This is a genomic window from Delftia sp. Lp-1 (genome assembly GCF_020523835.1).
GTDB lineage: Bacteria > Pseudomonadota > Gammaproteobacteria > Burkholderiales > Burkholderiaceae_C > Comamonas > Comamonas acidovorans.
Genome location: NZ_JAJALJ010000003.1, coordinates 84,564 through 111,200, shown reverse-complemented (window position 1 = coordinate 111,200; position 26,637 = coordinate 84,564). Strand labels below are relative to the sequence as shown.

Annotated in this window: 25 protein-coding genes; 14 read left to right on the top strand and 11 right to left on the bottom strand. The window is 67.1% G+C overall.

The window, feature by feature from the left end:
• From LGR64_RS21505 to LGR64_RS21485, 5 genes are all read left to right on the top strand, one after another.
• Complete coding sequence (locus tag LGR64_RS21505) at positions 1 to 1,131, top strand: ABC transporter permease (RefSeq protein WP_230356935.1); 1,131 nt, start codon at positions 1 to 3, stop codon at positions 1,129 to 1,131.
• A gap of 53 nt (positions 1,132 to 1,184) precedes the next feature.
• On the top strand, positions 1,185 to 1,694 hold the full coding sequence (locus LGR64_RS21500; protein ID WP_034389636.1) for a hypothetical protein: 510 nt from the start codon (positions 1,185 to 1,187) through the stop codon (positions 1,692 to 1,694).
• A gap of 137 nt (positions 1,695 to 1,831) precedes the next feature.
• Positions 1,832 to 4,267, top strand: a complete 2,436-nt coding sequence (locus LGR64_RS21495; RefSeq protein ID WP_230356932.1) for a DUF3141 domain-containing protein — start codon at positions 1,832 to 1,834, stop codon at positions 4,265 to 4,267.
• Complete coding sequence (locus tag LGR64_RS21490; RefSeq protein WP_230356930.1) at positions 4,264 to 5,724, top strand: bifunctional enoyl-CoA hydratase/phosphate acetyltransferase; 1,461 nt, start codon at positions 4,264 to 4,266, stop codon at positions 5,722 to 5,724. The genes LGR64_RS21495 and LGR64_RS21490 overlap by 4 nt, the downstream gene beginning before the upstream one ends.
• Positions 5,721 to 6,968 carry an acetate/propionate family kinase gene (locus LGR64_RS21485; protein ID WP_207442999.1) on the top strand — a complete coding sequence of 416 codons (1,248 nt, stop codon included), beginning with the start codon at positions 5,721 to 5,723 and terminating at the stop codon, positions 6,966 to 6,968. The genes LGR64_RS21490 and LGR64_RS21485 overlap by 4 nt, the downstream gene beginning before the upstream one ends.
• Positions 6,969 to 6,981: 13 nt before the next feature.
• Here the strand turns inward: LGR64_RS21485 and LGR64_RS21480 are convergent, their stop codons facing one another.
• Positions 6,982 to 7,332 carry a chorismate mutase gene (locus tag LGR64_RS21480; RefSeq protein WP_016449526.1) on the bottom strand — a complete coding sequence of 117 codons (351 nt, stop codon included), beginning with the start codon at positions 7,330 to 7,332 and terminating at the stop codon, positions 6,982 to 6,984.
• Positions 7,329 to 8,828, bottom strand: a complete 1,500-nt coding sequence (gene trpE, locus LGR64_RS21475) for an anthranilate synthase component I (RefSeq protein WP_230356928.1) — start codon at positions 8,826 to 8,828, stop codon at positions 7,329 to 7,331. The genes LGR64_RS21480 and trpE overlap by 4 nt, the downstream gene beginning before the upstream one ends.
• Positions 8,829 to 9,185: 357 nt before the next feature.
• On the opposite strand from trpE, the gene LGR64_RS21470 reads away from it, so the two are divergent.
• From LGR64_RS21470 to LGR64_RS21460, 3 genes are read left to right on the top strand one after another with little or no spacing between them, the layout of a single operon-like run.
• On the top strand, positions 9,186 to 9,581 hold the full coding sequence (locus tag LGR64_RS21470; protein ID WP_013804688.1) for a hypothetical protein: 396 nt from the start codon (positions 9,186 to 9,188) through the stop codon (positions 9,579 to 9,581).
• Positions 9,578 to 10,027 carry a hypothetical protein gene (locus tag LGR64_RS21465; RefSeq protein ID WP_016449524.1) on the top strand — a complete coding sequence of 150 codons (450 nt, stop codon included), beginning with the start codon at positions 9,578 to 9,580 and terminating at the stop codon, positions 10,025 to 10,027. Before LGR64_RS21470 ends, LGR64_RS21465 begins: the two co-directional genes overlap by 4 nt.
• A complete protein-coding gene (locus tag LGR64_RS21460; protein WP_230356926.1) occupies positions 10,027 to 11,007 on the top strand; it encodes a CBASS cGAMP-activated phospholipase in 981 nt (326 codons plus the stop codon). The genes LGR64_RS21465 and LGR64_RS21460 overlap by 1 nt, the downstream gene beginning before the upstream one ends.
• 43 nt (positions 11,008 to 11,050) lie before the next feature.
• On the opposite strand, the gene LGR64_RS21455 is transcribed toward LGR64_RS21460, so the two are convergent.
• Positions 11,051 to 11,365 carry a hypothetical protein gene (locus LGR64_RS21455; protein WP_099734956.1) on the bottom strand — a complete coding sequence of 105 codons (315 nt, stop codon included), beginning with the start codon at positions 11,363 to 11,365 and terminating at the stop codon, positions 11,051 to 11,053.
• 861 nt (positions 11,366 to 12,226) lie between these two features.
• Between LGR64_RS21455 and LGR64_RS21450 the strand changes: the two genes are divergently transcribed.
• Positions 12,227 to 12,823, top strand: coding sequence for a chalcone isomerase family protein (locus tag LGR64_RS21450; protein WP_230356924.1), 597 nt, complete (start codon positions 12,227 to 12,229; stop codon positions 12,821 to 12,823).
• Here LGR64_RS21450 and LGR64_RS21445 read toward each other — a convergent pair.
• The 8 genes from LGR64_RS21445 to LGR64_RS21410 all read right to left on the bottom strand — a co-directional run bounded on the left by LGR64_RS21445 (position 12,798) and on the right by LGR64_RS21410 (position 21,033).
• Positions 12,798 to 14,213 carry a sensor histidine kinase gene (locus LGR64_RS21445; protein ID WP_013804691.1) on the bottom strand — a complete coding sequence of 472 codons (1,416 nt, stop codon included), beginning with the start codon at positions 14,211 to 14,213 and terminating at the stop codon, positions 12,798 to 12,800. The two genes, LGR64_RS21450 and LGR64_RS21445, sit on opposite strands and share 26 nt — an antisense overlap.
• Positions 14,182 to 14,868 (bottom strand): response regulator transcription factor, encoded by a 687-nt coding sequence (locus LGR64_RS21440; protein ID WP_013804692.1) that lies wholly within the window; start codon positions 14,866 to 14,868, stop codon positions 14,182 to 14,184. Before LGR64_RS21440 ends, LGR64_RS21445 begins: the two co-directional genes overlap by 32 nt.
• Positions 14,846 to 15,346 carry a hypothetical protein gene (locus LGR64_RS21435; RefSeq protein ID WP_043820125.1) on the bottom strand — a complete coding sequence of 167 codons (501 nt, stop codon included), beginning with the start codon at positions 15,344 to 15,346 and terminating at the stop codon, positions 14,846 to 14,848. The genes LGR64_RS21440 and LGR64_RS21435 overlap by 23 nt, the downstream gene beginning before the upstream one ends.
• Before the next feature lie 170 nt (positions 15,347 to 15,516).
• Complete coding sequence (locus tag LGR64_RS21430; RefSeq protein ID WP_047219816.1) at positions 15,517 to 16,209, bottom strand: hypothetical protein; 693 nt, start codon at positions 16,207 to 16,209, stop codon at positions 15,517 to 15,519.
• A 232-nt stretch (positions 16,210 to 16,441) separates the two neighbouring features.
• A complete protein-coding gene (gene speE, locus LGR64_RS21425) occupies positions 16,442 to 17,737 on the bottom strand; it encodes a polyamine aminopropyltransferase (RefSeq protein WP_230356922.1) in 1,296 nt (431 codons plus the stop codon).
• A 146-nt stretch (positions 17,738 to 17,883) separates the two neighbouring features.
• On the bottom strand, positions 17,884 to 18,561 hold the full coding sequence (locus LGR64_RS21420; RefSeq protein ID WP_088165721.1) for a phosphoglycolate phosphatase: 678 nt from the start codon (positions 18,559 to 18,561) through the stop codon (positions 17,884 to 17,886).
• 187 nt (positions 18,562 to 18,748) lie between these two features.
• Positions 18,749 to 20,485 carry a methyl-accepting chemotaxis protein gene (locus tag LGR64_RS21415; protein WP_230356920.1) on the bottom strand — a complete coding sequence of 579 codons (1,737 nt, stop codon included), beginning with the start codon at positions 20,483 to 20,485 and terminating at the stop codon, positions 18,749 to 18,751.
• A 71-nt stretch (positions 20,486 to 20,556) separates the two neighbouring features.
• On the bottom strand, positions 20,557 to 21,033 hold the full coding sequence (locus LGR64_RS21410) for a chemotaxis protein CheW (protein ID WP_034389613.1): 477 nt from the start codon (positions 21,031 to 21,033) through the stop codon (positions 20,557 to 20,559).
• 334 nt (positions 21,034 to 21,367) lie between these two features.
• Between LGR64_RS21410 and LGR64_RS21405 the strand changes: the two genes are divergently transcribed.
• From LGR64_RS21405 to LGR64_RS21385, 5 genes are all read left to right on the top strand, one after another.
• Positions 21,368 to 23,065, top strand: coding sequence for a methyl-accepting chemotaxis protein (locus LGR64_RS21405; RefSeq protein ID WP_230356918.1), 1,698 nt, complete (start codon positions 21,368 to 21,370; stop codon positions 23,063 to 23,065).
• A gap of 74 nt (positions 23,066 to 23,139) precedes the next feature.
• The gene (locus LGR64_RS21400; protein ID WP_230356916.1) at positions 23,140 to 24,375 is read left to right on the top strand and encodes an HD-GYP domain-containing protein; all 1,236 of its coding nucleotides are present in this window, start codon (positions 23,140 to 23,142) and stop codon (positions 24,373 to 24,375) included.
• Positions 24,376 to 24,643: 268 nt separating this feature from the next.
• Positions 24,644 to 25,015 carry a response regulator transcription factor gene (locus LGR64_RS21395; RefSeq protein ID WP_034389607.1) on the top strand — a complete coding sequence of 124 codons (372 nt, stop codon included), beginning with the start codon at positions 24,644 to 24,646 and terminating at the stop codon, positions 25,013 to 25,015.
• Entirely contained in the window at positions 25,015 to 25,779 is a 765-nt protein-coding gene (locus tag LGR64_RS21390) for an HD-GYP domain-containing protein (protein ID WP_230356914.1), read from the top strand. The genes LGR64_RS21395 and LGR64_RS21390 overlap by 1 nt, the downstream gene beginning before the upstream one ends.
• 9 nt (positions 25,780 to 25,788) lie before the next feature.
• A complete protein-coding gene (locus LGR64_RS21385; RefSeq protein WP_141830984.1) occupies positions 25,789 to 26,628 on the top strand; it encodes a substrate-binding periplasmic protein in 840 nt (279 codons plus the stop codon).
• Positions 26,629 to 26,637 lie beyond the last annotated feature (9 nt).

The following is a 26,637-nucleotide window of genomic DNA, read 5'->3' as shown; positions in this document are numbered from 1 at the left end:
ATGCGCACCCGCCTTTTCTCCAACATCTACCGGCTGGGCGTCAAGGAGCTGTGGAGCCTGTGGCGCGACCCCGTGCTGCTGGTGCTCATCGCCTATGTGTTCACGGTCTCCATCTACACGGCGGCCACGGCCATGCCCGAGAGCCTGCACAACGCGCCCATCGCCATCGTGGACGAGGACGGCTCGCCGCTGTCGCAGCGCATCGCGGGCGCCTTCTATCCGCCGCAGTTCGCGCCGCCGGCCATGATCGACCGCACGCAGATGGACCCGGGCATGGACTCGGGCACCTACACCTTCGTGCTCAACATCCCGCCCAACTTCCAGCGCGACGTGCTGGCGGGCCGCGCCCCCGAGCTGCAGCTGAACGTGGACGCCACGCGCATGAGCCAGGCCTTCACGGGCAACAGCTATGTGCAGCAGATCGTCACGGCCGAGGTCAGCGAGTTCGTGTGGCGCTTTCGGGGCGCCACTGCCCTGCCCGTGGACCTGGTGGTGCGCGCGCGCTTCAATCCGGCGCTGGACAAGGTCTGGTTCGGCGGGCTGATGCAGATCATCAACAACGTGACCATGCTGTCCATCATCCTCACGGGCGCGGCCCTGATCCGCGAGCGCGAGCACGGCACGGTGGAGCACCTGCTGGTCATGCCGGTGACACCGACCGAGATCATGCTGGCCAAGATATGGTCCATGGGACTGGTCGTGCTGGTCACCGCCTTTGCCTCGCTCAACCTCGTGGTGCGCGGCGCCCTGGGCGTTCCCATCGAAGGCTCGCTGCCGCTGTTCCTGGCGGGGGCCGCGCTGTGCCTGTTCGCCACAACGTCGCTGGGGATCTTCCTTGCCACGCTGGCGCGCAACATGCCACAGTTCGGCATGCTGCTGGTGCTCGTGCTGCTGCCGCTGCAGCTGCTGTCGGGCGCCATGACGCCGCGCGAAAGCATGCCCGAGCTGGTGCAGAACATCATGCTGGCCGCGCCGACCACCCACTTTGTCGAGCTGTCGCAGGCCATCCTCTACCGCGGAGCGGGGCTGGACGTGGTCTGGAAGCCCTTCCTCGCGCTGGCCGCGATCGGCTCCGTGCTGTTCGCCCTCACGCTCACCCGTTTTCGCAAGACCATCAGCCAGATGGCCTGATTTCGTTCCCGCCGCCAAGGCATCTTTCCATCTCAACCAGCAAGGAGTTTCATATGAGCGCACAGACCATTCCCCTCCATCTGCTCAAGGCACAGCTTGAACTGCAGCTGCACCTGAGCCGGCTGCTGCAGGAAAGCGGCCAACAGTGGCTGGAGCATGCCGCACGCAACGGCCCCGAGCGCATCGCCGAGACCGGCAGCGAGATCGAGGGCGTGCAGCAGACCAGCAGCTGGCAGGAGCTGGCCACCCTGCCCGCCCAGGCCTTCTGGCGCCACGCCCACCTGCGCATGGGCCATGCCCAGGCCCTGGCCCAGACCGCCATGGCCAGCCAGATGACCCTGGCCCAGGGCGTGCAGCAGGCCGTGCACGACTGGCAGCAACAGGTAGCAGCCACGCTGGGCAACAGCACCCAGGGCGCAGCCGACACCGCCGTGCCGTGGAGCGACCTGCTCGCCCGCTGGACCTCGGCCGTGCAGTCCGTGGCCCAGCCCGCCCATGCGGCGCAGCAGCCCATTGCGGCAGCCGCCGCCGAAACGGCCCGCGACACCACAGCCCAGGGCTGACGGGCCCCAAGGAAGCCGCCACGCGGTCCCGCAGGTTCGGGGCCGCATGGGCGCGGGGCGGCCATCCGCACCCAGCCACAAGCAATCACACGCAATCTACGAGCAGGGCATGACATGCCGGTAAAGGAGTGGGCCAGATGAACGAGAACCTGCAGAGCCACGGCACCGTGGACGTGGGAGGGATGTGGGGCGATCCGATGAAGCTGTCGCAGGCAGCCGCGCAATACGCCACCGATGCCTGGCAGCGCTCGCTGCTGTATGCCGACATCCGGCGCCAGCGTGGCAACCAGTACCGCGAGCATCTGGCCGAGGAAGTGCCCAATGTGCTGAGCTTCCGGGCAGAGATCGTGATGTCGGGCCTGGACCTGCCGCGCCCCGTCAACTACGGCCTGGCACGCATCGCGCCCATGGAGGGCACGGTCATCGACCCGGCCAAGCGCCCCTTCATCGTCGTCGATCCGCGCGCGGGCCACGGCCCCGGCATCGGCGGCTTCAAGCCCGACAGCGAGATCGGCGCCGCGCTCAAGGCCGGCCATCCCTGCTACTTCGTTGGCTTCCTGCCCGACCCCGTGCCCGGCCAGACCGTCGAGGACGTGATGCGCGCCGAGGCCCAATTCGTGCGCAAGGTCGCCGAGCTGCACCCCGAGAGCCGGGGCAAGCCCGCCGTCATCGGCAACTGCCAGGCCGGCTGGCAGATCCTCATGACGGCCGCCGTCTGGCCCGAGCTGTTCGGCCCCATCATCGTGGCCGGCGCGCCGCTGTCGTACTGGGCCGGCGACAACCCCATGCGCTACGGCGGCGGCCTCATGGGCGGCAGCTGGATGACGGCGCTGACCAGCGACCTGGGCGCGGGCCGCTTCGACGGCGCATGGCTGGTGCAGAACTTCGAGAACCTCAACCCCGCCAACACGCTGTGGGAAAAGCAGTACCAGGTCTATGCCGACGTGGACACCGAGGGGCCGCGCTATCTGGGCTTCGAGAAGTACTGGGGCGGCTATGTCTTCCTGGAAGGCCGCGAGATGCAGTACATCGTGGACAACCTGTTCATCGGCAACCGGCTGGCCACGGCCGAGCTGACGACCTCGGACGGCGTGCGCATCGACCTGCGCAACATCCGCTCGCCCATCGTGGTGTTCTGCTCGCATGGCGACAACATCACGCCACCGGGCCAGGCCCTGGGCTGGATCACCGACCTGTACCGCGACGACGAGGACATCGCCGCCCACGACCAGACCATCGTCTTCGCCACGCATGACAGCATCGGCCACCTGGGCATCTTTGTCTCGGGCGCCGTGGGCCGCAAGGAGCACCGCGAGTTCGCGGCGCACATCGACATCATCGACCTGCTGCCCGCCGGCATCTACCGCGCCGAGATCGCCGACCGCCCGGCCGGTGTGCCGGCACAGGATCTGACCGACGACGCCTACCTGATGAAGATCCGCCGCAGCGACCTGGCCGAGGTGCGCGCCATCGTCCGGCCAGACCCCGAAAGCGAGCGCCATTTCGCCGCTGCCGCGCGCGTCTCCGAAATCAACCTGGCCCTGTACCGCAACACCGTGCAGCCCTGGGTGCAGGCGCTGTCCACGCCGCTGTCTGCGCGCTGGCTGCAGGCCATGCACCCGCTGCGCGTGGGCTATGAGTGCTGGTCGGACTCGCACCCGCTGGCGCCCGTCGTGGCCCAGGCCGCCGAGCATGCGCGCGAGGACCGCCACCCCGTCGAGCCCGACAACCCCTTCCTGAAGGCGCAGCAGGCCATGTCGCAGGCCGTGGTGCATCTGCTCGACACCTACCGGGACCAGCGCGATGCCATGCAGGCGCGGCTGTTCCACGCCATCTATGGCTCGCCCCTGGTCCAGGCCCTGGCCGGCCAGAGCCGGCAGGACGACGGCCCGCCGCGCCCGCACCCCGGCGAATCGCCCGAGCACTGCCAGTACATGCGCCAGGAGCTGGCGCGGCTGCACGAAAGCGTGGCCCAGGGCGGGCTGTATGAGGCCGTCATCCGCGCCCTGTTCCACGTGCTGCGCGCACGCGGCGAGGCCGATGAGCGCCACTTCCGCCACGCCTGGCGGCTGCTGCAGGACCACCTGGGCGGCGTGCCGCCCGACATGGCGCAGTTCCGCCGCATCGTGCGCCGCCAGGCCCTGCTGATGCAGCGCGAGCCCGACGCCGCCATGGCCGCCATCCCCCGGTTGCTGGCCGCCTCGCCCGCCGCCGACATCCGCTGGGGCATGACCACGGTGGACGAACTGGCCAACCAGGGCGGCAACCTCAGCGATGCCGAGCACCAGCGCCTGCTGCAGGCCATGGGGCATTTCGTGCAGGCGCTGGAGGCCGCCGAGTCCAGGCAGGCGAAAGAGCAGGCCGAGCGGCACCCGGCCATCGCGCCAGCCTCGGTGGCCGAGCCTGAACCCGCACCTTTGACGGCACCTTCGGTAGCGCCTCTGACCGCTCCTGCTGCAGCTCCTGAACCGGCACCCGAGCCCGCACCTGTTCCCGACTCCGCGCCTGCCGCCAAGCGCCCCGCACGCGCCCAGGCCAGCCGCGCACACCCCAGCCCCCGGAAAAAGCGATGAACCTCTCCCCCGATTCCTATGCGGCCCTGCCGCCCGAAGACCTGGCCCTGCTGCGCAACCACAGCTTTGACGAACTGGACGTGGGCGACAGCGCCAGCCTGGAACGCACGCTGAGCACCCAGGACCTGCGCCTGTTCGCCGCCCTGTCGGGCGCGGCCGTGGCCGACGGCACTGGTGCCGGTGCCGGTGCTGGCACGGTTGCCGGCGCCGACGATGACGACACCGCCCTGATCGCCCACGGCATGTGGGGCGGCATGCTGCTGGCCTCGGTGCTGGGCACGCGCCTGCCCGGCCCCGGCACCACCCTGGTCGGCCAGACGCTGCGCTTTCTGGCGCCGCTGGCCGCAGGCGACCGGCTGACCGTGCGCGTGGAGGTGCTGGCCAAGCAGGCCGAGCAGCGCCAGGTCACGCTGGCCGTGGCCTGCACCAACCAGCATGGCGCCGCCGTGATCGAGGGCCAGGCCACCGTGCATGCGCCTGCGCGCCACATCGAGCGCCAGCGCACCAGCCTGCCCGAGATCCGGCTGGAAGCCGGTGGACGCGACGGCCTGCAGCGCCTGCTGGCCCATGTGGCCGGCCTGCCGCCCATCCGCGTGGCCGTGGTCCATCCCTGCGACGAGCCCAGCCTCTCGGCCGCGCTGGACGCGCGCCGCGAAGGCCTGATCGACCCCGTTCTGGTGGCCCCGCGCGCGCGGCTGGAGGCCGTGGCGGCCGAGCATGGGCTGGACCTGGGCGGCCTACGCATCGAGGACGTGCCGCACAGCCACGCCGCCGCCACGCGCGGCGCCGAGCTGGCCGCCTGCGGCGAGGTCGAGGCCATCATGAAAGGCAGCCTGCACACGGACGAACTCATGGCCGAGGTGGTGGCCGCCGCCGCCGGCCTGCGCACCAAGCGCCGCGTCAGCCACTGCTTCGTGCTGCAGACGCCGCACTACCCGCGCCCCTTCATCGTCACCGATGCGGCCATCAACCTCGCGCCCGACCTGCAGCAAAAGGCCGACATCGTGCGCAACGCCATCGCCCTGGCCCATGCCATCGGCGTGCCCGAGCCCAAGGTCGCCATCCTGGCCGCCGTGGAGACCGTGAGCCCGCACATGCCGGCCACGGTGGACGCCGCCGCGCTGTGCAAGATGGCCGACCGGGGCCAGATCGAAGGCGGCGTGCTCGACGGGCCGCTGGCCTTCGACAACGCCGTGTCCATGGCCGCCGCGCGCACCAAGGGCATCGATTCGCCCGTGGCGGGCCAGGCCGACATCCTGGTCGTGCCCGACCTGGAAAGCGGCAACATGCTGGCCAAGCAGCTCATGTACATGGGCGAGGCGGCCAGCGCCGGCATCGTCATGGGCGCCAAGGTGCCCGTGATCCTGACCAGCCGCGCCGACAGCCGCGCCTCGCGCATTGCCTCCTGCGCCATCGCCCTGCTGCTGGCCCACCGCTACCGGAACTCGCCGCCATGATCCCTGCCCACACCGCATCCTCCCCCGCCCGCGAACTGGTCGTGGTGCTCAACTGCGGCTCATCCAGCATCAAGTTCGCCGTCTTCGACGGTGCCCAGCGCCCGCTGCCGCGCAAGCCGCTGTGGAACGGCAAGGTCCAGGGCATCGGCGGGCCCGCGCCCGACTTCGGCGAGAGCGGCGTGCCGCCCTTTGCCATTGCCCTGGATGCCGCCCACCCCTACCGCGCCGCGCTGCAGCTGATCCGCGAGCGCATCACCGCGCGCCTGGCGCAGCTGGACGGCGCCCGCGTGGCCGCCGTCGCCCACCGCGTGGTGCACGGCGGCAGCCGCTACTTCGAGCCCGTGCGCGTCGATGCCGGCGTGCTGGCCGACCTCAAGGCCTTCATCCCGCTGGCGCCGTTGCACCAGCCCTTTGCGCTGGAGGCCATGGACATCCTGCTGCGCGAGCGGCCCGAACTGGTGCAGGTGGCCTGCTTCGACACCGCCTTCCACCACACGCTGCCCAAGGTCGAGCAACTGCTGCCCCTGCCGCATGCGGCCTGGGAACGCGGGCTGCGCCGCTACGGCTTCCACGGCCTGTCCTACGAATACATGGCCACCGCCCTGCCCGAGCGCCATGGCGACCTGGCACGCGGGCGCACCCTGGTGGCCCACCTGGGCAGCGGCGCCAGCCTGTGCGCCATGCAGGGCCTGCAAAGCGTGGCCACGACCATGGGCTTCTCTGCGCTGGACGGCCTGATGATGGGCACGCGCACCGGCGCGCTGGACCCCGGCGCCGTGATCTACCTGATGGAAATCGAAAAGCTCAGCCTGCAGGAAGTGGGCCGCATCCTGTACCACGAGTCCGGCCTGCTGGGCGTCTCGGGCACCTCGTCCGAGCCGCGCGTGCTGCTGCCGCTGGAGTCAGGCGGCGATGCCCAGGCCGAGCGTGCGCGCGATGCGCTGGCCCTGTACGTGCGGCGCATCGTGCGCGAGATCGGCGCCCTGGTCGCCGTGCTGGGCGGCCTGGACCTGCTGGTGTTCACCGCAGGCGTGGGCGAGCACAGCGCCGAGATACGGCGGCGCGTGTGCGAGGGCCTGGGTTTTCTGGGCCTGCGGCTGGACGCCGAGGCCAATGCGCGCGATGCGACCGTGATCTCGGCCACCGGCAGCGCCGTCACCGTGGGCGTGGAGCCCACGAACGAGGAATGGGTGGCAGCGCGCCATGCGCTGCGCTGGCTGCCGGGCAACGCGATCCCCGCATGAGTGTGAACAGGCCCTAGGAACGATCGTCCTGCGCACCGCCCTCGCGCAGCCGCGCGAACTCGCGGTGCTCGTAGGCAATGCATTCCTCCATGAGGTGGCGGTACACCGCCTCCATCATGTCGGGCTGGCCGCCCTCGGCGGCCGTGCGCTCGCGCACGCGGCGCACGATGGCCTCGATGCGGCCCTCGTCGCGCACCTGGGCCGCATCGGCCTTGATGCGCGCGGCCTGCTGCATGTAGCCCATGCGCGTGACCAGCAGCGGCACCAGCACATCGTCCAGCGCATCCACATTGCGGCGCACATCCAGCATGTCGGTGCAGTGCTGCACCAGGTCGATGGCCTGCTTGGCGCGGTCCGTGCTCATTCCAGTCCTTCCTCCACCAGCTCGGCCGCCCGCATCAGTGCGCGCGCCTTGTGCTCGGTCTCTTTCCATTCCATCTCGGGCACGGAATCGGCCACCACGCCGGCGGCCGCCTGCACGTAGAGCGTGCCATCCTTGATCACGCCCGTGCGGATGGCAATGGCCAGGTCCATGTCGCCCGCAAAGCTCAGGTAGCCGCAGGCGCCGCCGTAGATGCCGCGCTTGGTGGGCTCCAGCTGGTCGATGACCTCCATGGCATGCACCTTGGGCGCGCCCGTCAGCGTGCCGGCCGGGAAGGTGGCCTTGAACACGTCCATGTTGTCCATGCCGTCGCGCAGAATGCCCTCCACGTTGCTGACGATGTGCATCACGTGGCTGTAGCGCTCCACGGCAAAGGCCTCGGTCACCTTCACGCTGCCCGTCTTGGCGATGCGGCCGATGTCGTTGCGCGCCAGGTCGATCAGCATCACGTGCTCGGCGCGTTCCTTGGGGTCGGCCACCAGCTCCTTTTCGGTGGCCTTGTCGGCCTCGGGTGTGGCGCCGCGCGGACGCGTGCCGGCCAGCGGGCGGATGGTGACCTTCTGGCCCTCGTCCGTGTTCTCCTGGCGCACCAGGATCTCGGGGCTGGCGCCCACCACATGGAAATCGCCCAGGTGGTAGTAGTACATGTAGGGGCTGGGATTGAGCGAACGCAGCGCGCGGTACAGGCTCAAGGGGCTGGCCGTGAAGCGCTTGTGGATGCGCTGGCCCACCTGCACCTGCATGAAGTCGCCCGCGGCGATCAGCTCCTTGGCCTTCTCCACGGCCGCCAGGTAGTCTTCCTTGGCAAAGCTGCGCTGGGCCGGGTGGCTCTCGCCGGCCTTGATCTGTGGCGCGCTGACCGAGTAGCGCAGCAAATCCTTCAACTGCCGCAGCCGCTTCTTGGCGCGCGTATAGGCCTCGCTCTCGCCGGGGTTGGCATAGACGATCAGGTACAGCTTGCCCGACAGGTTGTCGATCACCGCCACCTCCTCGCACTGCAGCAGCAGGATGTCGGGGCAGTTGAGCGTATCGGGCGGGCAGGAATTTTCCAGCTTCTTCTCGATATAGCGCACGGCGTCGTAGCCGAAATAGCCGGCCAGCCCGCCGCAAAAACGCGGCAGCCCCGGGCGCAACGCCACCTTGAAGCGCTTTTGGTAGGCAGCGATGAAATCCAGCGGATTGCCCTTGGCCGTCTCCACCACCTGGCCATCGGTCACCACCTCGGTGCATGCCGCCTCGCCGAAGCCGCTGGCGCGCAGCAGCGTGCGTGCAGGCAGGCCGATGAAGCTGTAGCGCCCGAAGCGCTCGCCGCCCACCACGGACTCCAGCAAAAAGCTGTGCTTGCCGTCACCGCCCGCATGGGCCAGCTTGAGGTAGAGGGACAGGGGGGTTTCGAGGTCCGCAAACGCCTCGACCATCAGAGGGATGCGGTTGTAGCCCTGCGCAGCAAGGCTCTTGAATTCGAGTTCGGTGATCACGGGGGAAGGCTCCGGATTGCGTGGCGCTGGCAGACCTGGTGTGGGTGCGGGCTGCGTATGGATTGCGCCGATTCATTCGATTGGCCCGTAGGGCCTCGGGTGCACGCCGGGTCGCGCCCCGGGTGCTTCAGCTGTTCAGTTGGACAGGCTTGCGCCAGGGCCAGGCTCCCCGGTCTCCACAACCTGCAATGAACATGCGATGAATGAACATAGCGGGCAAGTGTAGCGCAGACGCGGCTGGGTACAAGTGCGGGCCGGCGCCTTGCGGGGGCGCCGCAGGGGCCTGCCATGGCCACAATTGACACCCTGGTCAGCCTGACCAACAATGGCAGCACAACCTGACCAGAAAGGTCGATCATGCCGTCCCATTTCTCCGCCCGCACCGACGCTGCCTTGCCCGAGGGCGAACGCGACCCGCTGAACCGCGCCCTGCGGGACCTGAGCCACCAGGTCGGATCGGCCATGCCGCGCAACACCACGCCCATGCCGATCTCGGTCTTCAAGGCGCAGTACGGCGCGGTGCTCAAACAGGCCGATCACGACGGGGTGGCCCTCATCTCCCAGGGCCGCAAGCGCTACGTGATCGTCAGCGAGGAGCACATGGTGGCCCTGTCCGCCAACGAGCGCGCCCCCCGCACGGTGGCCGACATCTGCCGGTCCCTGCCGCTGCCGCGCCAGGCCGTGGATCTGTCCGCTGCGCAGATGTCCGGGGCGCGCGGCGATATCGACGTACCCGCCCGGCGCGCGCCATGAGCCGCTACCTGCTGGGCCCCCGCTGCCTGCTGTGGATGGCGAACCAGGAGCCCGCAACCCTGCAATGGTTCTCCACCATCCGGCCGCTGGACTGCATCGTCAGCGACCTGTCCATGGCCATCGCCAAGGCGGCCGTGGCCGAGGCATTCCATGACCTGCGTGACCGCAACGAATGGTTCTCACTGCTCGACGCGCTGTATGCCAACCTGCGGGCCGAAGGCGCCTCCATGCTGACCAGCGTGGACAACAAGGTGCTGGAGCGCTTCATCGAATGGCGCAACTTCGCGCCGCTGGACAGCCAGGGCCCGCAGGGCACGGCGCCGCTGGCGCAGGACCTGCGGCTGCTCATCGCCACGGCCGACCTGCTCAAGGTCTGCTACACCGAACCCGCCAACCTCTACCTGACGCAGGCTGCCGCCCGGGGCGTTGCCGTGCACGCGCTGTGATGGACTTCGACGTACCGCCCCTGTCCAGCGCGGTGCGCCAGGGCCTGCGCAGGCGCCGGGTCGTCCTGAGCCTGTCGGGCGGCGGCTATCGCGGCCTGTTCAGCGCCCATGTGCTGGAGCGCATCCACCGCGAATTCGGCAACGGCGACCTGCTGGAGAAAGTGGACCTGTTCGCCGGCACCTCCATCGGCGCAATCATCGCCACCGCCCTGGCCAGCGGCTGCCAGCCCGCGCGCATCAAGCAACTGCTGCTGGACCACGGCCCCGCCATCTTTCCCTCCAAATGGCTGCCCGGCCTGCGCCAGGCCATGGGCAAGGCGCTCTATGACAGCGCCCCGCTGCGCGCAGCGATCAAGGAGGCCATGCCGCAAGCGGAGCAGTCCGCCCTGGGGCAACTGCAGGTGCCGCTGCTGCTGCCCGCCGTGAACTGGAATTCATCGCAGCTGCACGTGCTGGCCAGCGGCGCCCTGCCCGACAGGGACCGGCTTGGCCTGACGCTGATGGACGCCATGCTGGCCTCATCGGCCGCCCCCACCTACTTTCCCGCGCACGCCGCAGCAGGCCATGTCTTCGTGGACGGCGGACTCGCCGCCAACGCGCCCGACCTGCTGGCCCTGCAAGCCGCCCGCCAGCTCTGGGGGCCGGCCGCCGACATCGTGATGATCAGCATAGGCACCGCCAACCCCCAGCAGGGCCAGGACCCCGTGGCCATGCCCCGGCGCGGGCTGACCCTGGTCAAGCCCCTGCTGGACCTGGTCATGGCCGCCCAGGAGGTCCAGGCCGTCAAGGCGGCCCGCCAGGAACTGGGCACCAGCAGCTACCTGCGCCTGAACTTCACGCAGCCCCCAGCCCAGCAAAAGCGCCTGGGCCTGGACATCGCCAACGCCGACAGCACCCGGCTGCTGCAGGCCCTGGGCGACGAATGCATCGCCGCCCTCACGGACCAGGAAAAGACGCTGCTGAAGAACGTCCTGGGCTGAAACGCCAGGCGAAGCGAAGGCCCGACAGGGCTTGCAAAGAGAATCAGCGCTCAAACGCCGCCGAAGCCGCAGCCATCCGCCGCAGATACGCCGGATCCTCCTGCAGGCAATGCACGTAGCTCACCTCGTCCTCCACCAGCTCCTCCATCCGCTGCGCGGCCCCGCAAATGGCCTGCAGCGCATTGGCCACCACCTCCAGATTGCGATGGCCCTCGGGCCGCTCCAGCCAGGCCAGCGCCAGCTGGCCCAGCGAGTACACCTCGCTGCTGCCCTGCAGCGTCAGCCGGCCGATCTCGGTCACGGCATGGCTCAACTGTTGCGGCGTGGGCTGGGTCAGGGTTGTGGAAGAGGTACTCATGGCGCAACCCCTCCCACGGCAGACGCGCCAGAGTGAGGCGCTTGATGGGAGGAGGGGAAGGCAGAAATGGAAATGCCGTACATGATTTCGTACTCCTTTGCGAGAGAACAAAACCACCGGCCCGTGTTCTTACGCACAGACAGGTGGACGGGATGTTAAGAACACGTGCAAAGCCGTGCGGACGCCCTTGCGGGTAGCCCCATCCCGCCCGTAACCGCAGGGACGTGGGCATGCACCCACGATCCGACAATTCAGACGTGACAAGGCCTCGCTCACGGGGAGGCCGCACCGCTTTACACGCAGGTGTTCTTACGCACCAGCCCCTGAACAGGGGGCCGCCGCAATGATAGAGGCTTTCAAGACGGCAAATGCCCCGAAGCCCCAGGCCGAGCACAGCGAAGGCCCGGGCCAACTCCCCGTATGTCAGCGCCTGCGCCGTGGTGGTTGCGGGGTTGCAGTCCTGCCGAAGGACAGGACTGCTTCGTCATCTGACTCGCCGTGATTGTTTGAACGTAGCGCGCAGCGCGAAGTGAGTTTCACGGCGAACCCCGCAACCGCCACGGCGCAGGTTGCCCCGCAGCGAAGCGAAGGGGTCGCGGACATTCGGGTCGTCTTTCTTTTGCCTCCTTTTCTTTGACGAATCAAAGAAAAGGAGGTCGGCCGCCGGGCCGAAACCCGGCCTCGAAAAGAAACGCCCCGACAGGGGCTTGCAAAAGAGAACCAGCGCGGAAACGCCGCCAAAGCAGCGCCATCCACCGGCCCGCGAAAACCCTGTTGCCACCCCTCTCCAATCCCCACAACATCTCGCCCGGACGTAACAAACCGCAACCGGGCCACAGCCCGCCCCCCGCAGGAGACACCATGACCGCCTTGCCCCGCTGGATGAAGACAGCCGCCCTGGCCATGGCGCTGGCGATGCCGCTGGCCGCCACTGCCCAGGAGCCGCCGCGCAACGTAGCGGGCGTGGCCTATCCCGCCCAGGCGGGGGTGGGTGGCCAGACGCTGCAGCTCAATGGCGCGGGCATTCGCTACAAGGCCATCTTCAAGGTCTACACGGCGGGGTTGTACCTGGAAAAGCCGGCCGCCAGCCTGCAGGAGATCGCGGCCCTGCCCGGCCCCAAGCGCGTGAGCGTGACCATGCTGCGCGAGATCGATTCGGCCGAGCTGGGCAAGCTGTTCGCGCGCGGCATCGAGGACAACATGGAGCGCGCGCGCTTCTCGCGCCTGGTGCCCGGCGTGCTGCGCATGAGTGACATCTTCACGCAGCACAAGAAGCTGCTGCCGGGCGAGAACTTCTCGGTGGACTGGGTGCCGGGCCAGGGTGCCCAGGTCTTCGTCAAGGGCCAGGCCCAGGGCGCGCCCTTCCAGGAGCCCGAGTTCTTCCAGGCGCTGCTGGGCATCTGGCTGGGCCCGCACCCGGCCGACGATCAGCTCAAGAAGGCATTGCTGGGCGGTTGAACGGCTGCGCGGGCTCCTGCACGGGCCCGGCAAAGCGCGCCTGGATCTCCAGCCCCGTGGCACCGGGCAGGGCCGTGAGCGTCCAGCCATGGGCGCGCGCAATCTCCAGGCAGATGGGCAGGCCCAGGCCTGCGCCCAGGTCGCGCCGCTCGCTGCTGCGCCAAAAGCGCTCGAAGATGCGCGGCAGGTCCTCGGGCGGCACGCCACGGCCCTGGTCCAGCACCGAAAAGCCCAGCCCGCAGGCCTTCACGGTGACGGTGGCGCCCTGCGGGCTGTGCTGCACGGCGTTCTCGATCAGGTTCTTGAGCAGCACGAAGAGCGCGCCCCGGTCGGCACGCCAGGCAGGCGAGCCGTCCTTGACCTCGCAGTGGATGTGCACGCCGCATTTTTCGGAGGCGCGGGCCATGAAGTCGCAGACCTCGCCAATGATGTCGGCCGGCGCAATGTCTTCCATGCGGTAGCGCTGGTGTTCGCAGACCTCGGCCAGGTGCAGCAGCTGCTGGACCTGGCGCGCCATGTGGTCCACGTCCTTGAGCAGCTCGGGGCTGCGCCGGTCCTCGGGCTCCAGTTCGATTTGCACGCGCATCAGGGCCAGCGGCGTCTTGAGCTCATGCGCGGCCATGGACAGGAATTCCTGCTGGTTCCTGAAGCCGGCCTGCAGCCGGTCCAGCACGTGGTTGAAGGCCTCGACCAGAGGCGCGAACTCGCGCGGCAGATCCTTGGGCTGCAGGCGCGTGCCCAGCGTCTGCGGGGTGATGCGCTGGGCATCCTGCGCGGCCACGCCCAGCGGCCTGAGCATGCGCTGCAGCGTGCGGTGCGTGGAGAACAGGAACACCACCAGGAAAACCACGCCGATGGCCACCATGCCCCGCCACAGCGCGGGCAGACCCACCGATTCGCGCAGCCAGTCCACCATGCGGTCGCTGACGGCTATCTGCACGTGCCACGTCGTGCCGTCGTGGACCAGCGTGGCCGTACCCGCGCGCATGACCACGCCGCCGCGCTCGTAGGCAAAGGCCTTGAGCTCGGGGTCGAAGCCCTGGCCGGTCTGCGTCAGCGGCTGCATTTCGCCATTGGGGGCGAAGACCACGCGGCCACGGGCGTCGGTGATGCGCAGCTGCATTTCCTCGCCCAGGCTGGTCAGCATCCAGGCCTTGAGTTCACGCTCGCTGAACCCCTGGGGCACGCCCTTGGCATCGAAGCTCACCCACTCGGCCAGCTTCTCGGCCGCATGCCCCATGCCGCGCTGCAGCGCGTAGCTGTCGAAGGGCTTGGCGACGAGGATCACCAGCGCGCCGACCAGCAGCGCGCTGAACACCATGCTCAACCCATAGACGGCCAGCAGCCGCGAGCGCAGGCTACCGGGCCAGCAAAGGTTCGCGAAGCGCATAGCCCTGACCCCGGATGTTGACGATTTCCATGCACGAGCCGGCCGCGGCCAGCTTGCGGCGCAGCCGGTGCAGGGCCACATCGAGGGCGTTGGGCGTGACCACGCTGCTCATGCCCCAGGCCGCCGCCTCCAGCGTGGAGCGGCGCACCGTGGCGCCGGCCTTGCGCACCAGGCTGAGCATGATCTGCAGCTCCGCCGGCGGCAGCGCGATGGCCGAGCCCGCGCAGTGCATGCAGGCCTGCTGCGGGCTGATGCTGATGTCGCCCAGCTGCGGCGCCAGCTCCTGCACCAGGGCCGGGCGGCGCAGCAGGGCGCGCACGCGGGCAATCAGTTCTTCCATGGGAAAGGGCTTGGTCAGGTAGTCGTCGGCCCCGGCTTCCAGGCCGCCCACGCGGTCGCTGAGCGCGTCACGGGCCGTGAGCATCAGGCAGGGCGTGGAGCGGCCTGCGGCGCGCAGGCGCTGCACCAGTTGCAGGCCGTCGCCATCGGGCAGGCCGCGGTCGATGACGATCACGCCGTAGTCGATGTCCTGCAGGGCCAGCCAGGCCGTGGAGATCTGGTGGAAGACGTCAGTCTCTATGCCGGAGTTGGCCAGCGAGCGGCTGACCAGCGTGGCCAGCCTGGCATGGTCCTCAATTAATGCGATGCGATTCATGGTTTCCGTCGTTGCCGCACAGGGACAGCAAATGCTCCCTGATCCCGGTGATGCGCTGCGGCGCCATGGGCTCGACCAGCACATGGATGACCCACAGGTCCTCGACCATGGCGCGGCATTGCAGGGCAATGTCCTCGGACACCAGATCGTCGGCGCAGGCCGCGTCCACGAAATCAAACCATATGTTCTGGAATCTTGCGCGGGTCAGCAACTGTGCGGCCGTCTTCTGGCCGCGCTGGCGGGACAGGGCATGCTCGCAGACGCAGCGCACGTAGGCGCGCAGGTGGCGCGCAGGGCCTGGCGGCTCCTCGGCCAGCGCCTGCAGCAGGTCCTCGCGGAACTTGAGGATGACCAGCTCGAAGATCGTCTCCAGCCGCACTGCACGGTGCTGGCTGCATTCTTGGAAGCGCGAACCCAGGGAATACGCCTGGCCCGCCGCCTGGATACCTATCACGTCCTGGTAGATGGAGGCTTGCATTGCGATGGCACGTTCTGTCGTTTCAGGCTCCGTCGGTCCGCCGCGAGAGCGGCAAACCTGCGGGGAAAACGGCCATGCTCCCCGATTGCGTCTTACTGGCGACTTACCGGCCCCTGAATCTGCCCCATTACACCGGGAATATGCAGGCGGCCGGTTTGATCAATATTGACTCAAATATCTTCCTGCCAGCCAGCAACATACCTGACCAGCGCCCACTGTGCCAGCCACAGCGCCATATAGCCAAAGGTCTCCACCAGCTCCTCCAGCACGATCACCTGATAATCAAACCATTGCTGCAGGACAATGAAGCCATGACCTTCCGCATTGGTGGATATCACCATGGCCGCGACAAATATCGCCAGGCTGAATATCGGCAGCGCCTTCTCGCGCACCAGGCGCTTGATGACCTTGTTCCAGACACCGTGGCGCACAAACCAATAGCAGCACAGCAGCAGCATGGCACCCACCACCCATTTGACGGCGGGCCGGTACCACAGCACCTGGGAGCTGATCACCGGCCCCCACTTGCCAGCCTCCAGGCTGGGCAGGAAAGCCGCGCCCCAGGCCAGTTCACGCCCCAGAAAGGCCAGCCAGAACAGGGAGGCGATCCACCACAGTGGCGCTGCAAAGGAGCCCTTTTGCCGCCGCGCCGCAACCAGGGCCGCCACCATGCCCAGCAGCAGGGTCACGGCCTGGATATTCTCCAGGAATCCATTTTCCCAGCTCAGGCTTTGCGGCAATACGAAGCTCAAGGGAAAGCTCAATACCAGCCCCGCCAACAAAGCCCAATTCCAAAGCCGCAGCAAGGAATCATCGTGGTATTTGGACGCGGATATTCTTGTTTTTGAAAGGGAAGCAGTCATTTTGATACAGGGCGTCTGGCGCTTTATCTGTTGATATGGTTTTTGCAAGCACGCAATATCCCGGAATACTTACCAGGAAGCCGGAAAAATGGCGGGCGCACGGGCCTTCCCGCCGTTTTTCATTACAGCAGACTTGCCACCAGATTGCAGCACTGTGTCAAATTTGCCCTGCCGGGCGCGCAGTTGCCCCCGCAGCGGGCCGGGCTCGGCCCGTTGCCAGAACGGGCCGGGCTCAGGCGACGCGGACCGCGCGCGGGGGCAGCGCCGCCAGGGGCGCGGGCTGCACCAGGTCGCGGTAATAGTTGGGCAGCGCGAACAGTGCGGGGTGCACTTCGGCGTTGTAGTAGCGCAGGTCGGGCAGGCGGCGCTCGGCCAGGCGCTGGCGCAGCTGGGCGGGGGGCAGCGCCGCCGCGTCCAGCGTGTCGGAGGCCACGGCCAGGCCCCAGTAGGCGCCGTACAGGGGGATGTAGAGGCCGTAGCAGCGCACGATGGCAAAGCGCTCGCGCAGGCTGGCCACCAGCCGCGCCACCTGCTCGCCATGGAAGACGGGGCTGCCCAGGTGCAGCACCAGTGCGCCGCCCGGCGCCAGCACGCGCTTCATGCGCGCCAGGGCCTGGTCGGAGTACAGCGCGCTGGCAGGCGTGTCGGGGTCGGTGAGGTCCATGAGCGCGAGGTCGAAGCGCTCCTCGGTGTGCTCCACCATGGCCATGCCGTCGCCTATGCGCAGCTGCAGGCGCGGGTCATCGAACACGCCCCGGTGCACCTGCTGCAGGTGCGTGCGTGCGGCCTGGACCACGGCCTCGTCCAGCTCGGCCACCACCACCTGCTCCATGGACGGGTGCTTGAGCAGCTCCTCGGCCGCGCCGCCATCGCCGCCGCCCAGGATCAGCGCCTTGCGCGGCGCCGGGTGGGCCAGGGCCGCGGGGTGGACCAGGGCCTCGTGGTAGAAGAATTCCTCGCGTTCGGAGGTCATGAAGCGGCCGTCCAGGCGCAGCACCTTGCCGAACTGCGGCGTGTGCAGCAGCTCCAGTTCCTGATGGGGCGTCTGCACGGTTTCGCGCCGCGTGGCGCGCCAGCCAAAGCGCGCATGGGGCGTGAGCGCCTCCAGCGCCCAATCGCCTTCATCGGCCGCCGCCGTGGCCTGGGCGCCCAGGCCGATGTCGCCGCGCATCAGGTGCTGGCGCACGACGCGGCCCGGCGCGTAGGCGGCGATCACGCCCTCCATCAGCGCACGGGCCTTGCCCGAGTTGTCGGCGGAGAAATTGCAGACGTAGACATCGACGGTGACGCAGCCGGTCTCGGGCCAGGTGTGTATGGCCAGATGCGATTCGGCCAGCAGCACGGTGCCGGTGACGCCGCCGGGCTGGCCCTGGTAGTCCGGGAACTTGACCCAGCGGTCCTCCACCAGGGTCAGGCCGGCCTGCGCGGTCTGTGCGCGGCACAGGGCGGCGATGGCGTCGGCGTCGAGCATGTGGCGCGCGTCGCCCTGGCATTGGTAGAGATCAGCGGTCAGGTGCAGTCCGTGCATGTGGTGTGCTTCCTCCTTGTCTGTGGCCGGATCGCGGCCAGGATGGCAAAGCAGACGACTCTAGCAAAAACATAAATCGCACCGTCAAAGTGCGTTAACCATCGCCAAATCCCATTCTTTTTCCAAAAAACCTGGAACTGTGCGAATCAGGCCAGTTCGGTCAGCGCATCGACAAAGCCGTCGGCATCGACCTGGCGCACGGGCTGGCCATGGTTGTAGCCGTAGCTGACCAGCACCACGGGGCAGCCCGCGGCGCGCGCGGCCTGGGCGTCGTTGCTGGAGTCGCCCAGCATCAGTGTGCGTGCCGGGGATGTGCCCAGGGCCTCGCAGGTCTTGAGCAGGGGCAGCGGGTCGGGCTTCTTGCGCTCGAAGGAATCGCCGCCGAAGACCTGCTCGAACAGCGGTGCCAGGCCTTTTTGCTCGAGCAGCGGCCGGGCGAAGGACAGCGGCTTGTTGGTCAGGCAGGCCAGCCGCAGGCCGCGCGCGCGCAGGGCCTGCAGGCCTTCGAGCACGCCCGGATAGACCTCGGCGAACTGGCCGTTGAGCTGCAGGTAGTGGTGTTCGTAGCGTGTCCAGGCCTGGTCATAGGCGGCGTCCACGTCGGCCGCGCCCACATGGGCCAGCACCGATCGGATCAGGTGCTCCGAGCCCTTGCCCACCATGTTCTCTATGGCCTGCGGGGCGATGGCCGGCAGTTGCAGGTCCGCCAGCATGCGGTTGAGGGCTTCGGCGAAGTCGCCCAGGGTGTTGACCATGGTGCCGTCGAGATCAACGATGGCGGCGTCCAGTTGCTGTGGGTTCAACGGAATGAGGTTTGAAATCATGAAATGGGGGTGTCGAAAGCCGGGGGCTGCCTGCGCAGGAACAGCGTTGAAAATATCAGAACTTGCGCGGGCCCTGGGGCTTGGGCCTTGCGTCTCCTGGCAGCCCCTGCATGGCCGTGGCCCCGTATCCCGGTGTGCCGCGATGCGGTCTGACGAGTGCCAGGGCCGCACGCAAGGGGGAGGTTGATCAGAACGACACCCAGTCGTCCTGCTCCTGCGCTTGCTTGTGCACGGTCTGCACGGGCTGCACGGCGCGGGCAGCCTGGCGTGCGGGGAGTGCCGCTGTCGCGGGTGCCGGCTTGCGCGCCCGCACCGTCGGTTGCGGGAGCGGCGGGGTTGAGGAAAGCTGGGCCGCATGGCCTCCCAGCTGGAAGATCGACACGGCCTGCACCAGCTGCTGTGCCTGCGTTCTGAGGCTGGCCGCTGCCGCCGCACTTTCCTCCACCAGCGCCGCATTTTGCTGCGTTACCTGGTCCATCTGGCTGACGGCCTTGCCGACCTGCGCTACCCCCGCGCTTTGCTCATCACTGGCACTGCTGATCTCACCCATGAGATCTGTCACGCGCTGGATGGAATGCAGCACTTCCGCCATGGTGGCTCCGGCTTGGTCAGCCAACTCGGTACCCTGTTTGACGCGTGTGGCACTGGTGGCGATGAGCTGCTTGATTTCCCGGGCTGCCTGCGCGCTGCGCTGCGCCAGGTTGCGCACCTCACCGGCCACCACGGCAAAGCCTTTGCCCTGCTCGCCTGCGCGGGCCGCCTCGACCGCGGCGTTGAGCGCCAGGATGTTGGTCTGGAACGCGATGCCGTCGATCACGCCCACGATTTCGCCGATCTGGCGCGAGCTTTCGCTGATGTCCTGCATCGCATTGACGAACTCCTGCACGGAGCCGCCGCCCTTGGTGGCCACCTGGCTTGCTCCCAAGGCGAGTTGATTGACCTGCCTGGCGTTGTCCGCGTTTTGCTTGACGGTGGTCGACAGCTGCTCCATCGACGCTGCGGTCTCCTGCAAGGCACTGGCCTGCTGTTCGGTGCGCTGGCTCAAGTCGGCATTGCCATTGGCGATTTCCGTGCTGCCTCCAGCGACCCCGTCGGCATTGTTGCGAACTTCATGGACGACAGAGACCAGACTCTTGAGCATGGCATTGAGCGATGCCTGGACGCTGCCTTCAGGGGCTTGGTGGCGAAGCAATTCAGGGCTGAGATTGCCCTGGGCAATCTGTTGCGCAACGTCGCCCAGTTGTGCCGGCTCCGCACCCAGGGCGCGCGTCAGGCCGCGTGCTATCAGTTGCCCCATCAGCACGGCCAGGACAAAGGCCATGACGCTGGCGGCGATCAGTATGTTTCTGCGGTGCGCGTAGGCCTGCGCGGCCTCCTCGATCATCTGCTGTGAACGCAGGCGGGTCAGTTCACTGTACTGGCGGGTGGCCTCGATCAGCTGCGCCAACAAGGGCCGGCACTCTTCGTTCATCTTGCGGATCGCTGCCTCCTTCTGGTTTTGCAGAGCCAGCGCCACGATGTCGGTAGCGACCGGTCCATACCGTTGCTCCACGCCCGCAATTTTGGCAACCAGATCGCGTGCATCGGCCGCAACATCCTTTGAAGCCATTTTGGCCTGGAGTTCGGCCAGCGAGGTGTTGACGTCGGTGTGCGCGGAGGTCACGGCATCCTTCTCCGCCGCCAGGTCTGCAGGCGAGGTCACCAGCACCAAGTTGCGCGCCGCGATCGCCCGGCGGTCCACGGCTGTGCGAACCCTCTCTGCCAGGTGTGCACGGGCGTTGATGCCTTCGACAAAGCGGACAAGATTCAGATTTGCCTCGCTCAACGCCTGAAGGGCCAGCAGGGACACCACCATGGTGAGAAGCGCCAGGCAAGTGAAGGCCGCGGAAAGTTTGGTCTTGACAGTCCAGAAGCGAGGATTCATGACGCGTCTCCAGTGGGATGGGCAAATTGCGGTGTACGGGCGGGGAAAGGGGGCGTGTCGGAGCACATTGCTCAGCTCGCAGCGCAGTCCGGCAGGGCTGCCGTGGCCGTCGCCAGGAGCTTGTCGGCATCGATGAGCAGCAGCGAACGCTTCTCGAGCACGCCCATGGCCAGCAGGCAGTCATTGACCAGACCCCCGCCCATGGCGGGCACGGCACGCAGGTCCTGCGGCATGAGCGTCACCACGTCGGTGACCCCCTCCACCACCATGCCCGTCACTCCGCCAGGCAGGCGCAGCATGATGGTCACGGTGCAGGCGTCGTACGGCTTGGGCGCAAGCCCCAGCCTGAGCCGCAGATCGATGACGGGAATGACCTCTCCGCGCAGTTCCAGCACGCCGTTGAAGTAGGCAGGGCCGTTGGCAATGCGCATGGGCGACTCGTAGGACCGGATCTCCTGCACTTGCAGCAGGTCGATGCCGAACTCCTCATCGTCCACGCGGAAGGAGAGCCATTGCTTGGTGGTGTCGGTCTTCAGTGCATGCGGCATCTTTATCACTCCAATCAAATTTATTTGATGAATTTGATAAAAATTTAACAGAGAGCAAAGAACAGCACAACCGGTTGTTACATTTTTGGTGGGTTTGATGCCTCGCCGCGCGAGCCAGCCGGAACGCGTCACCAAGCGCTGCGGCACTGTGGCGAAGGCTCATCCAGAGAGGTAGAGGACTGCGGGGTGGCTCGGGCGCAGCGCATCCCGGAGCAATGGCCCAGTGAAAATAAATTGATAAATTCAATCACTCAAGATGAGCGCAAGCTTGGTAAATTATCAAATAAATCATATTGATCAAAATTACCAACCACATCTCAGGAGCCCCCCCACCATGTTCCTCCGCCTTCTGTCCATCCGCACACGGCTCATCGTTGCCTTTACCCTGCTTTTGCTCTTGTTGAGCACGGTGGCGGCCATCGGCTCCCTGCAGATCGCCCGGGTCCAGTTCAATGCCAGCGACCTGGGCACCAACTGGCTGCCCTCCACCAATGTGCTTGCCTCGATCCGGGCTAAGGCCAACGAAGCCCGCCGCGCAGGTCTTCGCCACGTGATCGAGGAGGACGCGCAAAGGAAGCGCGCCCAGGAGGACCTGCTGCTGCAGGCCCAAAAAACCCTGGAGTCGGAGCTGGCCGTCTATGAAAAGCTGGTGTCCTCGCCCGAGGAGCGGCAGCTGTATGAAAGGATGCTGGTGCTGTGGAACGCGGCCCGCGCCGCTGACCGCAAGATGGTGGAGCTGTCCAGTGGGGGGCCCGAGCAGGCGGCCCAGGCGCGCGCCCTGGCCACGGGAGCGACCGCTCAGGCATTCGCCCAGCTCATGGACGTCATCGGCCAGGACATTGCGCTGAACCAGGAAGGCGGGCGCAAGGCCACCGAGCAGGCCGAGAAGGACTACCACCTGGCGCTGTACCTGCTCGGCGGCCTGGCCGCCCTGGCAGTGGTCTTGGGCGCCGTGCTGGCCTGGGCGATCACGCGCTCGATCACCGAGCCCCTGCGCATGGCGGTCTCGGTGGTGGACACCGTGGCGCACGGCGACCTCACGGCCACCATCGTGGTACAGGGCAGGGACGAGCCAGCCCAGTTGCTCTCCGCCATGAGCAGCATGAACGACAAGCTGCGTGAAATCATGGGCCGTGTACGCCAGAGCAGCGACTCCATTGCCACGGGATCGAGCGAGATCGCCTCTGGCAGCCTGGACCTGAGCCAGCGCACCGAGCAGCAGGCCAGCAACCTTGAGGAAACGGCTGCCTCGATGGAGGAACTCACGGCCACGGTGCGCACGAATGCAGACACGGCCCAGCAGGCCAACAAGGTGGCCTCGGCCGCCTCGGCCTCCGCTGTCGAAGGGGGCAAGTCCGTGGCCCTGGTGGTGCATACCATGCAGGACATCTCGGAGGCCTCACGCAAGATTGCCGAGATCACGAACGTCATCGACTCCATTGCCTTCCAGACCAATATCCTGGCGCTCAACGCAGCCGTGGAGGCCGCGCGGGCCGGCGAGCAGGGCCGGGGCTTCGCCGTGGTCGCCAGCGAGGTGCGCGCGCTGGCCCAGCGCTCGGGCACGGCGGCCAAAGAGATCAAGGAGCTGATCGGCGCCAACCTGCAAAAGGTCGAGCAGGGCACCGAGGTGGCCACGCGGGCCGGCGAGCAGATGGGCCGCATCGTGGAGCAGGTACGCAGCGTGGACACCATGATCAGCGAGATCTCCAGCGCATCGGCCGAGCAGGCGGTGGGCATCCGTCAGGTCGGCGAGGCGGTGAGCCAGCTCGACCAGATGACGCAGCAGAATGCGGCGCTGGTCGAGCAAAGCTCGGCCGCTGCAGGCAGCCTGGAGCAGCAGGCCGCAGCTTTGGCGCAGATCGTCTCCACCTTCAAGATGCATCCCGAGCATGGCGCAAGCCAGCCTGGCGGGCTGCGCGCCGCGACGGCCCAGGCCACGGCCCCCAGGCAAGTGCAGCCCTCCAGGCCGCCACGCCTGTCGCCTGCCCGTGCGCAGCCGCAGGTCAAGGATGAGGAATGGGCAGCCTTCTGACCTGGATTCGTACCGAAGCAGGCAAAAGGCGGCAAGATGGTGCATACATGTGAGCCGTTGTGGGGTCCGAGTTCATGATCAAGCGCATCAGCGTGCGCCAGTTGCGGCTGGGCATGTTTCTGGAAAGCCTCTGCGGCAGCTGGATGGAACACCCGTTCTGGCGCAGCCGCTTCAAGCTGGAAGACCCTGCCGACCTGGCGAGGATCCTGCAGTCCCCCATCCAGGAAGTGTGGATCGATACCGCCAAGGGCCTGGATGTTGCGCAAGGCGGGCCGTCTTTCACCCGCGAGCAGGTGGACACCGTGATCGACGCCCAACTGTCCGAGATCTCGCAGCTGGCCGAGCTGGAGTGCGAGCTGCGGCCCGTTGCCTTCGACGAGGAGGTGAAGCGGGCCGCCCGCATCTGCCACCAGTCCAGGCAGGCGATCACCGCCATGTTCCGCGAGGTGCGCATGGGCAGGGAGATCAACCAGGACGAGGCCCGCTACGTGGTCGCCGAGGTGTCCGATTCGATCATCCGCAATCCGAGCGCCATGGTCAGCATCGCCAGGCTCAAGACCAGCGACGACTACACCTACATGCACTCGGTGGCGGTCTGCGCCCTGATGATCGTGCTGGCACGCCAACTCGACCTGCCACCGCAGCAGGTGCGCGAGGCGGGCTATGCGGGCCTGCTGCACGATATCGGAAAGATGGCTGTCGCCACCTCCATCCTGAACAAGCCGGGGCGCCTGACGGACCAGGAGTTCATCGAGATGCGTGAGCATCCGGCGCGAGGCCTGGAGTTGCTCAAGGCCGGTGGCGTCGATGACCCGGTCGTGCTGGACGTCTGCCTTCACCACCACGAGAAGGTGGATGGCACGGGCTACCCCCACAGGCTGCGCGGCGAGGACATCAGCCTGTTCGCGAAGATGGGCGCGGTCTGCGATGTCTACGACGCCATCACCTCGGACCGCCCCTACAAGCGCGGCTGGGATCCTGCGGAGGCGGTGCACAAGATGGCCGAATGGAGTGCCGGCCACTTCGACAAGACCGTTTTCCAGGCCTTCGTCAAAAGCATAGGCATCTATCCGGTGGGCTCCCTGGTGCGGCTGACCACGGGCAGGCTGGGTGTGGTCATCGACCCGGGCCGCCAGTCCCTGACCTGTCCGCAGGTCAAGGTGTTCTATTCCACGGCCAGCGGCATGCGGATGGCACCGGAGACCGTTGACCTGGCCCGGCCTGGGTGCACGGAGAAGATCGTCAGCCGGGAAGACCCTGCGAAATGGGGCTTCACCGATCTCGATGCACTGTGGAAGGACGAGGCCTAGGAACGGGCCCTGCGCACAGGCGCAGCGGCAGGTCTGGGACGAACCTGCCTCAGGGCTGCCACCTGCCCGGCTGGCGGCTCAGTTGCGCCTTCTGCCCCCCCAAGCGTTTTGCCTGCCTGCGACTTGTCGCGATCGTGCATGGGTCGCGCCCACCGGAGCACCTTGCCCGGCGTGGATCTGATAGAAAATTTCAATAAAATTTGATGAAATTGATATTTATGATTCACATGTCGGATCAAATTTCCGTTTCGGCATGAAAGATCTCCCCATGCAAAAAATACTCATCGTCGAAGACCATGCAGACATCCGCAAGCTGCTGCGCATGACGCTGGAACTCCGTGACTTCGAAGTCGTAGAGGCTTGTGACGGCGATGAAGCCTGGACGATGGCCCAGAGGCTCAGGCCCGACATCGTCCTGCTCGACATCATGATGCCGGGCACCATCAATGGCCTGGAGGTTTGCAGCCGCATCAAGAGCTCCTACGAGCTGCTGCATACGCTGGTCATCCTGCTGACGGCCCGGGGCAGCGCCGAAGACCGCAAGGCGGGCATCCTCGCCGGAGCCGACGAATACCTGGTCAAGCCCTTCAGCACCTTGAAGCTGCTGGAGACGATCGAAAGCCTGCAGAGGATCGACTGATGGCCCAGTACCAGTCCGGCACCCCGAGGGAGCCATCGCGACGTTTCGATCCTGCAGCCGTGGAGCAGATGGAGCTGCTCATCCAGGACTTCGGCCGCATGTACCGCGAGCGCAACGATCTTCTCAAGGAAGTGACACGTGCCCACCACGAGACCCTGCTGCGCCTGGCCATGGCCGCAGAGCTCAAGGATGACGATACCGGCTCGCACATCGTCCGCATCGGCTACCTGTCGGAGGCCCTGGCCCTGCGCCTGGGCTGCCGCATCGAATTCGCCAGCCTGCTGCGCAAGGCGGCCCCGATGCATGACATAGGCAAGGTCGGCATTCCGGACACCATCCTCAAGAAGGAGGGCCCGCTGGGACCGGAGGAGCGCCTCGTCATGAACCGGCATGCCGAGATCGGCGCACGCCTGCTGGGCCAGTCACGCATCCCCGTGTTCCAGATGGCCGCCGAGATCGCCGCAAGCCACCACGAACGCTTCGACGGCAAGGGCTACCCGCAGGGATTGGCAGGCGAAGAAATCCCGCTGTCGGCTCGTATCACGTCCATCGTCGATATCTTCGACGCGCTCACCATGGACCGGGTGTACCGGCCGGCGTTCGGGCTGGAGCAGGCCCTGGAGATGATCGCGGCGGAACGGGGCAAGGCCCTGGATCCCGGAATCGTCGACGCTTTCATGGACAACATCGAAGAGCTCGATGCGCTGCGCCTGGCGCTGACCCGGCAGGCTCCGTCCTTCACCGAACTGATCGACACACCCTGAAAGCCCGCCATGCGTCCATCATCGACCTGTTTCGGCGCACCGCCTCAGCGGCGCGTGCTGGCCCGTCTGGCAGCCGCAGCCGGATTGCTGCTGTGTCTTGTGCAATGGTCCGGTTGCGCCGAGGCAGGCGAGGTGCTGGACCGGATTGCCGCCACGGATGCCCTGCGCGTGTGCATATGGCCAGACTACTACGGCATCACGTTCCGTGACGCGCGCACAGGCAGGCTGACGGGCATCGATGCGGAGCTCTCGGTGGAGCTGGCCAAGGACCTGGGTGTGAGGTTGCAGTATGTGGACTCCTCCTTTCCCAGGCTGATACCTGACCTGCTGGAGTCGCGCTGCGATGTCGCCATGTTCGCCGTGGGCATTCTTGCCCAGCGCCAAAAGCAGCTGCGCTTCACGCAGCCGTATCTGAGCAGCGACATCTACGGTGTGACCACCAAGAGCAATCAGACCGTGCAATCCTGGGCGGACATCGACCAGCCTGGCGTGCAGGTCGCCGTGCAGCGCGGCACCTTCATGGAGCCCGTGATGCGCGAGACGCTCAGGCATGCGCGCCTCGTGCCCATCGAGCCACCCCAGAGCCGGGAAAAAGAACTCATGGCGGGGCGCGTGGACGTGTTCATGACCGACTACCCCTACAGCCGCAGGCTGCTCGACAGCTCCGACTGGGCCCGGCTGATCGCGCCGCCCAAGCCGTTCCATGTGCTTCCCTACGGCTACGCGACCAGTCCGGCCGACACCCGGTGGCTCGCTCGCCTGGACCAGTTCGTCTCCGACATCCGGCGCGACGGCCGCCTGGCCCGGGCGGCCCGCAACAACGGCCTGACCGCGATCGTTGCCCCCTGACCCTCCTTG

What these genes read in the sequence shown, in the direction of transcription:
- LGR64_RS21455 (WP_099734956.1), bottom strand. Translation starts at nt 11,365, where the DNA reads ATGAGTACCTCTTCCACAACCCTGACCCAGCCCACGCCGCAACAGTTG.
- LGR64_RS21450 (WP_230356924.1), top strand. Translation starts at nt 12,227, where the DNA reads ATGACCGCCTTGCCCCGCTGGATGAAGACAGCCGCCCTGGCCATGGCG.
- LGR64_RS21460 (WP_230356926.1), top strand. Translation starts at nt 10,027, where the DNA reads ATGGACTTCGACGTACCGCCCCTGTCCAGCGCGGTGCGCCAGGGCCTG.
- LGR64_RS21440 (WP_013804692.1), bottom strand. Translation starts at nt 14,868, where the DNA reads ATGAATCGCATCGCATTAATTGAGGACCATGCCAGGCTGGCCACGCTG.
- LGR64_RS21495 (WP_230356932.1), top strand. Translation starts at nt 1,832, where the DNA reads ATGAACGAGAACCTGCAGAGCCACGGCACCGTGGACGTGGGAGGGATG.
- LGR64_RS21435 (WP_043820125.1), bottom strand. Translation starts at nt 15,346, where the DNA reads ATGCAAGCCTCCATCTACCAGGACGTGATAGGTATCCAGGCGGCGGGC.
- LGR64_RS21470 (WP_013804688.1), top strand. Translation starts at nt 9,186, where the DNA reads ATGCCGTCCCATTTCTCCGCCCGCACCGACGCTGCCTTGCCCGAGGGC.
- LGR64_RS21465 (WP_016449524.1), top strand. Translation starts at nt 9,578, where the DNA reads ATGAGCCGCTACCTGCTGGGCCCCCGCTGCCTGCTGTGGATGGCGAAC.
- LGR64_RS21420 (WP_088165721.1), bottom strand. Translation starts at nt 18,561, where the DNA reads ATGATTTCAAACCTCATTCCGTTGAACCCACAGCAACTGGACGCCGCC.
- LGR64_RS21415 (WP_230356920.1), bottom strand. Translation starts at nt 20,485, where the DNA reads ATGAATCCTCGCTTCTGGACTGTCAAGACCAAACTTTCCGCGGCCTTC.
- LGR64_RS21480 (WP_016449526.1), bottom strand. Translation starts at nt 7,332, where the DNA reads ATGAGCACGGACCGCGCCAAGCAGGCCATCGACCTGGTGCAGCACTGC.
- LGR64_RS21410 (WP_034389613.1), bottom strand. Translation starts at nt 21,033, where the DNA reads ATGCCGCATGCACTGAAGACCGACACCACCAAGCAATGGCTCTCCTTC.
- LGR64_RS21395 (WP_034389607.1), top strand. Translation starts at nt 24,644, where the DNA reads ATGCAAAAAATACTCATCGTCGAAGACCATGCAGACATCCGCAAGCTG.
- LGR64_RS21405 (WP_230356918.1), top strand. Translation starts at nt 21,368, where the DNA reads ATGTTCCTCCGCCTTCTGTCCATCCGCACACGGCTCATCGTTGCCTTT.
- LGR64_RS21505 (WP_230356935.1), top strand. Translation starts at nt 1, where the DNA reads ATGCGCACCCGCCTTTTCTCCAACATCTACCGGCTGGGCGTCAAGGAG.
- LGR64_RS21490 (WP_230356930.1), top strand. Translation starts at nt 4,264, where the DNA reads ATGAACCTCTCCCCCGATTCCTATGCGGCCCTGCCGCCCGAAGACCTG.
- LGR64_RS21390 (WP_230356914.1), top strand. Translation starts at nt 25,015, where the DNA reads ATGGCCCAGTACCAGTCCGGCACCCCGAGGGAGCCATCGCGACGTTTC.
- LGR64_RS21485 (WP_207442999.1), top strand. Translation starts at nt 5,721, where the DNA reads ATGATCCCTGCCCACACCGCATCCTCCCCCGCCCGCGAACTGGTCGTG.
- speE (WP_230356922.1), bottom strand. Translation starts at nt 17,737, where the DNA reads ATGCACGGACTGCACCTGACCGCTGATCTCTACCAATGCCAGGGCGAC.
- LGR64_RS21430 (WP_047219816.1), bottom strand. Translation starts at nt 16,209, where the DNA reads ATGACTGCTTCCCTTTCAAAAACAAGAATATCCGCGTCCAAATACCAC.
- LGR64_RS21400 (WP_230356916.1), top strand. Translation starts at nt 23,140, where the DNA reads ATGATCAAGCGCATCAGCGTGCGCCAGTTGCGGCTGGGCATGTTTCTG.
- LGR64_RS21445 (WP_013804691.1), bottom strand. Translation starts at nt 14,213, where the DNA reads ATGCGCTTCGCGAACCTTTGCTGGCCCGGTAGCCTGCGCTCGCGGCTG.
- LGR64_RS21385 (WP_141830984.1), top strand. Translation starts at nt 25,789, where the DNA reads ATGCGTCCATCATCGACCTGTTTCGGCGCACCGCCTCAGCGGCGCGTG.
- LGR64_RS21500 (WP_034389636.1), top strand. Translation starts at nt 1,185, where the DNA reads ATGAGCGCACAGACCATTCCCCTCCATCTGCTCAAGGCACAGCTTGAA.